This window comes from Nocardia farcinica (genome assembly GCF_029867845.1).
Lineage (GTDB): Bacteria > Actinomycetota > Actinomycetes > Mycobacteriales > Mycobacteriaceae > Nocardia > Nocardia farcinica_A.
The window spans coordinates 1-4,429 of sequence record NZ_JARWRU010000024.1 but is presented as its reverse complement, the minus strand read 5'-3'; the positions used below and the strand labels follow the sequence as shown (position 1 = coordinate 4,429).

2 protein-coding genes and 3 pseudogenes are annotated in these 4,429 nt (G+C 68.9%); 2 read left to right on the top strand and 3 right to left on the bottom strand.

Features of this window, described 5'->3' with window-relative positions; genetic code table 11:
• The 3 genes and pseudogenes from QH283_RS00350 to QH283_RS00340 form a co-directional block, all read right to left on the bottom strand.
• Positions 1-882: acyl-CoA dehydratase activase (locus QH283_RS00350; protein WP_280501020.1), on the bottom strand; the 882-nt coding region annotated here is incomplete at its 3' end.
• Positions 879-1,502: pseudogene (locus QH283_RS00345) on the bottom strand (2-hydroxyacyl-CoA dehydratase); the annotation flags it as partial. The gene QH283_RS00350 and the pseudogene QH283_RS00345, both read right to left, overlap by 4 nt.
• A 44-nt stretch (positions 1,503-1,546) precedes the next feature.
• Positions 1,547-3,586: pseudogene (locus QH283_RS00340) on the bottom strand (DEAD/DEAH box helicase family protein); the annotation flags it as partial.
• Positions 3,587-3,908: 322 nt separating this feature from the next.
• Between QH283_RS00340 and QH283_RS00335 the strand changes: the two are divergent.
• Together QH283_RS00335 and QH283_RS00330 are read left to right on the top strand one after the other, a co-directional pair.
• A complete protein-coding gene (locus QH283_RS00335) occupies positions 3,909-4,286 on the top strand; it encodes an ArsR/SmtB family transcription factor (RefSeq protein ID WP_011212391.1) in 378 nt (125 codons plus the stop codon).
• Positions 4,283-4,429: pseudogene (locus QH283_RS00330) on the top strand (ACR3 family arsenite efflux transporter); the annotation flags it as partial. The gene QH283_RS00335 and the pseudogene QH283_RS00330, both read left to right, overlap by 4 nt.

Sequence of the window (4,429 nt, the reverse complement as noted above, 5' to 3'; positions counted from 1 at the left end):
CCGGGGGGGGCGGGGGGCGCGGGCCCCCCCCGCGGCGCCGCGGGCGGGGCCCGGCCCCCGCCGCGCGGCGGGTTGGCCCCGCGCCCCCCCACCCCGGCACTCATCGAGCGCCAGCAACGCCGCACCGTAGGCGCCGGCGATCTGCGGCTGGTCGAGCAGTTCGACCTCGCCGCGCAGCGCATCGGCCAGGAATGCCCGCGCGGCCGGGTTCTTGGCGACCCCGCCGGTCATGACCGCGGGAAAAGCCTTGCCCACCTGGGCGATCAGGCCGACCGTCCGGGCCGCGACCGCACGGTGCACCGACGCCGCGATATCGGCAGGCTCCGCCCCCTGGGCGAGCATCGAGATCACCTCGGTCTCGGCGAAGGTGGCGCACATGCTGCTGATCTCCAGCTCGGCCGAGCCCGCCAACGCCAGCCGCCCGATATCGCCGATATCGGTTTCGAGTGCCCTGGCCAGGACGTCGAAGAAGCGCCCGGTTCCGCTGGCGCAGCGGTCGTTCATCGCGAACCGCTCCACCAGCCCTTCGTCGTCGACCACGATGGCCTTGCTGTCCTGGCCGCCGATGTCGATGACCAGCCGCACGCCGGGACGCAGCGCAGCGGCGCCCCTGGCATGGCAGGTGATCTCGGTGAAGGTCCGGTCCGCCCCGGTCACCAGCCTGCGCCCGTAGCCGGTGCCGATGGTCCGGCGCACCCGGTCCCGGTCGATGCCCGCGGCGGCCAGCGCGGCCTCGATCGCCCGCGCGGCCGCGGTCCGGCTGACCGCGCCGAGCTGCACGACCTCGGCCGCGCGGATGGCGCCGGTGCCGTCCGCGACGACCGCCTTGGCCGTGGTCGAACCCAGATCGACGCCGAGCACGAACCAGCTCCGATCGCTCACGGCGCGCCCCTTGTCACCGCGCCCGCCTTGGCCCGCTGCACGTCGATCGACTCGAGCATGGCCTCCAGCCTGCTGTCGAAGAGTTCGTCGTTGTAGAAGGAGGCGTCGGCGACGTCGCCCTCGAAGAAGAAGGACTTGACGCCGCGCTCGCGTTCGGCGGTGCGGGCCAGCATGGCCTGCGGGTTGGTCATGGCCCGGCAGGTCCGGGTGGAGTGGAAGGCGATCCCGTCGATGGCGTACTCGTCGATCCGACGTAGCAGCAGCTCCTGCAGGTTCTTCAAGCCGTGGTTGAGCGGGCAGAGCAGGTAGTGCTGGGCCATGCCGAGCAAGGGGTTGTCCACGTCGATCAGCTGGGGTTCCTGCCAGAAGGATTCGTGGGTGTAGCGGCCGGCTACCACCGCGACGTCGTACTCGGCGAACTTGCGGGTGAGGAAGCCCAGCTTGTTCCAGTTCATGATGCCGTCGAAGTACACCCGGTAGCGCTCGCCCTCCACGGCATGCACGCCGTCGCGCAGCCGCTGCTCGATCTCGGCCTTCATCCCGGCGAAGTAGTCGACGAGCGCCTGGTTGCCCGGCAGGAAGTTGATCGGCGCGATGCTGGCCACCCAGTCCCAGTAGGTGCGTTGTCGCCGTGGTTGGTGGTGCTGTTGGAGAGGGTTTCGTGGTCGTCGGTGACGGGCCCGATGTGCCCGCCCATCAGCATGTCGCTGCCTTTGCCGGTTTTCTGGACGTCGCTGCTGGTGTTGAGGGCGATGGAGTTGACCATCGCGTTGAACCGGTCGTCGTGGGCGCGCAGGGCGTTGAGGACCTGCCAGACCACCTTGAAGCGGGTGTTGTCCGACAAGGCCTTCGCGGGTGAGACGCCGGCGGGCACGGCGACGGGCAGGATGATGTAGCCGTAGTCCTTGCCGTCGGCCTTACGCATCACCCGCCCGACCGACTGCACGACGTCGACGACGGAGTTGCGGGGGTTGAGGAACATCACCGCATCCAGCGCCGGCACATCCACGCCCTCGGACAGGCAACGGGCATTGGTGAGGATCCGGCACTCACCCTCCGGCACCGGCGCCTTCAACCAGGCCAGCTCGGCGTTGCGCTGCAGCGCATTGAACGTGCCGTCCACGTGGTGGACCGAGCAGGACAGGTCCAGGTTCGTCGCGGTGATCTCGTGGCCGTCGTCCTCGCGGTCGGCGAGCAGCTCCCGGTAGGCATCCACCACCGCGGGAAACACTTCGGCGACCTGTTTGGAGGCGGCGATGTCCTTGGCGAACACCACGGCCCGCCGCATCGGCGGCTGCCCCGGCGGGAACCCCACCCCCTCGGGGGTTTTCCCGGCACGTTTGGCCAGCCCGTTCCAGCAGCCCACGATCTTCGACGCATCATCCAGCCGCAGCTCGCTGAACCGCCCGGCCAACTGCTGCTGCAAGGGCGCGGCGACGAGGTCTTCGTCGACGGTCAGCACGATCACCTTGTAATCGGTGAGCAAACCCCGCTCGACCGCGGCACCGAAGGACAGGCGGTGGAACTCGGGCCCGTAGCGGGTTTCGTCGTCCATCGACGACAGCTCGGCGGAGTGTTCGGCGGCCTTGTCCTTGACGGTCTCGTCGAAGATCCGCGGCGTGGCCGTCATATACAGCCGCCGCTGCGCCTTCAGATAGTCGCCGTCGTGCACGCGCACGAAGTTCGACTCGTCATCGCCGACCAGGGTGACACCGGTGGTGCGGTGCGCCTCATCGCAGATCACCAGATCGAACGGCTCCACCCCATGCGCAGCCTGCGCGCCGGCCACGGCGGGCAGGGACTGGTAGGTGGTGAACACCACCGTCAACCCCGCCGCATGGCGGCGGCGCTCCATCTCCGCAGCCAGCACCGCCGAGCTCGTGGTCACCGGGATCGCGACGTCGTGGACCGAGACGTCCTCGGCCGAGCGGGAGACCTTATTGTCCGAGCACACCGCGAACGCCCGCAGATCCAGCTGCGTCTGGGCCGTCCACTCCCGCAACGTTTGCGACAGCAGCGAGATCGACGGCACCGCGAACAGAATCCGCGCGTTGCCGCCGTTCTCGACGGCGGTGCGTTCGGCGATCTTCAACGCCGTGAACGTCTTGCCCGTCCCGCACGCCATGATCAGCTTGCCCCGGTCGTGGCCGGCGGCGAAACCGTTGAAGACGGCGTCGATGGCCTGGGCCTGATGCGGTCGGGGCTCGTGGCGCTTGGCCTCCGACAGGCTGACCTGCAGCTCACCAGCCGGCCAGGCGATGTCCCAGTCGATCGGGGACTCCGCGATCTCGGCCAGCCCGATCCGCTGCACCGGGATCGTCTGATCCTGCAGGGCGTCCTCGGCGTTGCGGCCCCACCGGTCGGTGGTGGAGATGATCACCCGGTTGGTGAACGGCTTCTTCCCCGAAGCGGTGAAGAACGAGTCGATATCGCCCTTGGCCAGCACATGAGTGGGCTCGTAAAACTTGCACTGGATCGCCGTCAACGCCCCGGTATCACGCTCCCGGGCGACCAGATCGATCCCGGTATCCGGTTTACCTGCCCGGTCGGGCCAGTCGGTCCACCGCCACACCTTGTCGTACTGCTGGGCCAGCATCGGATCCAACTCGAAGTAGCGGACCATCAACTGCTCGAACTTGGTGCCCCGCTCCGAGTTCGACGGCGCCAGCCGGAACGCCTCGATGACCTCGTGAACAGAACCCATAACCCACTCACACCTTCCCCACGCCAACAACCGACCCGGTCATCTTGCCCAGGCCCGCGCCCACAGCCAGAGCGGCATAGGCGGTCAGGACGGTATACGGCACAGTACCGCGCAACCTCGGGTCCGAAGCCGCAAGTGGTGGGTCGCCGACGTCAGCAGGTCCTCCGCCAGCAACGGCACCGCCCAGCGCGACGGCGTCTGGCACGACACCATCCTGCTCGAACGCCGCTCCCCGGTCCGGTAACCGCAGCCCTGGCGGACGGGCCGGTGTTCACCGGCTGTTCGTTTGCCTCCCGGTATCGATATCGGTCAATATTGGCGTATGTCGAAGTCGAAGTTGGTGGTGACGCCTGTGCAGGCGTGCTCGGCCGCGCCCCTGGTGCGCGAGCCGCTGTCCGAACCCCACGCCGTCGAGCTGGCCAGCGTGTTCAAAGCACTCTCGGACCCGGTTCGGCTGCGACTGCTCAGCGCCATCGCCTCGCGCGAGAGCCAGGAAGCCTGCGTGTGCGACCTGTCCGCGGGCATCGAGTTGACCCAGCCGACCATCTCCCATCACCTCAAGGTGCTGCGCGAAGCCGGGCTGCTCGACAGCGAACGCCGCGCCTCTTGGGTGTACTACCGCGTCGTCCCCGAAGCGCTGCAACGACTCTCGGAAGTCCTGCTCGTGGAGAGCGGCACCGCGATCGGAGCCCCCGCATGAGCGTGAACACCACCGACCAACCCGCCGTGGTCGCCAAACTGTCCACCCTCGACCGGTTCCTGCCCGTCTGGATCGGCGTGGGCCTGGCCCCCGGCCGGCTGCGCGGGCGCCTGATACCCCGCCGGGGGGGCGGGGGGGGGGGG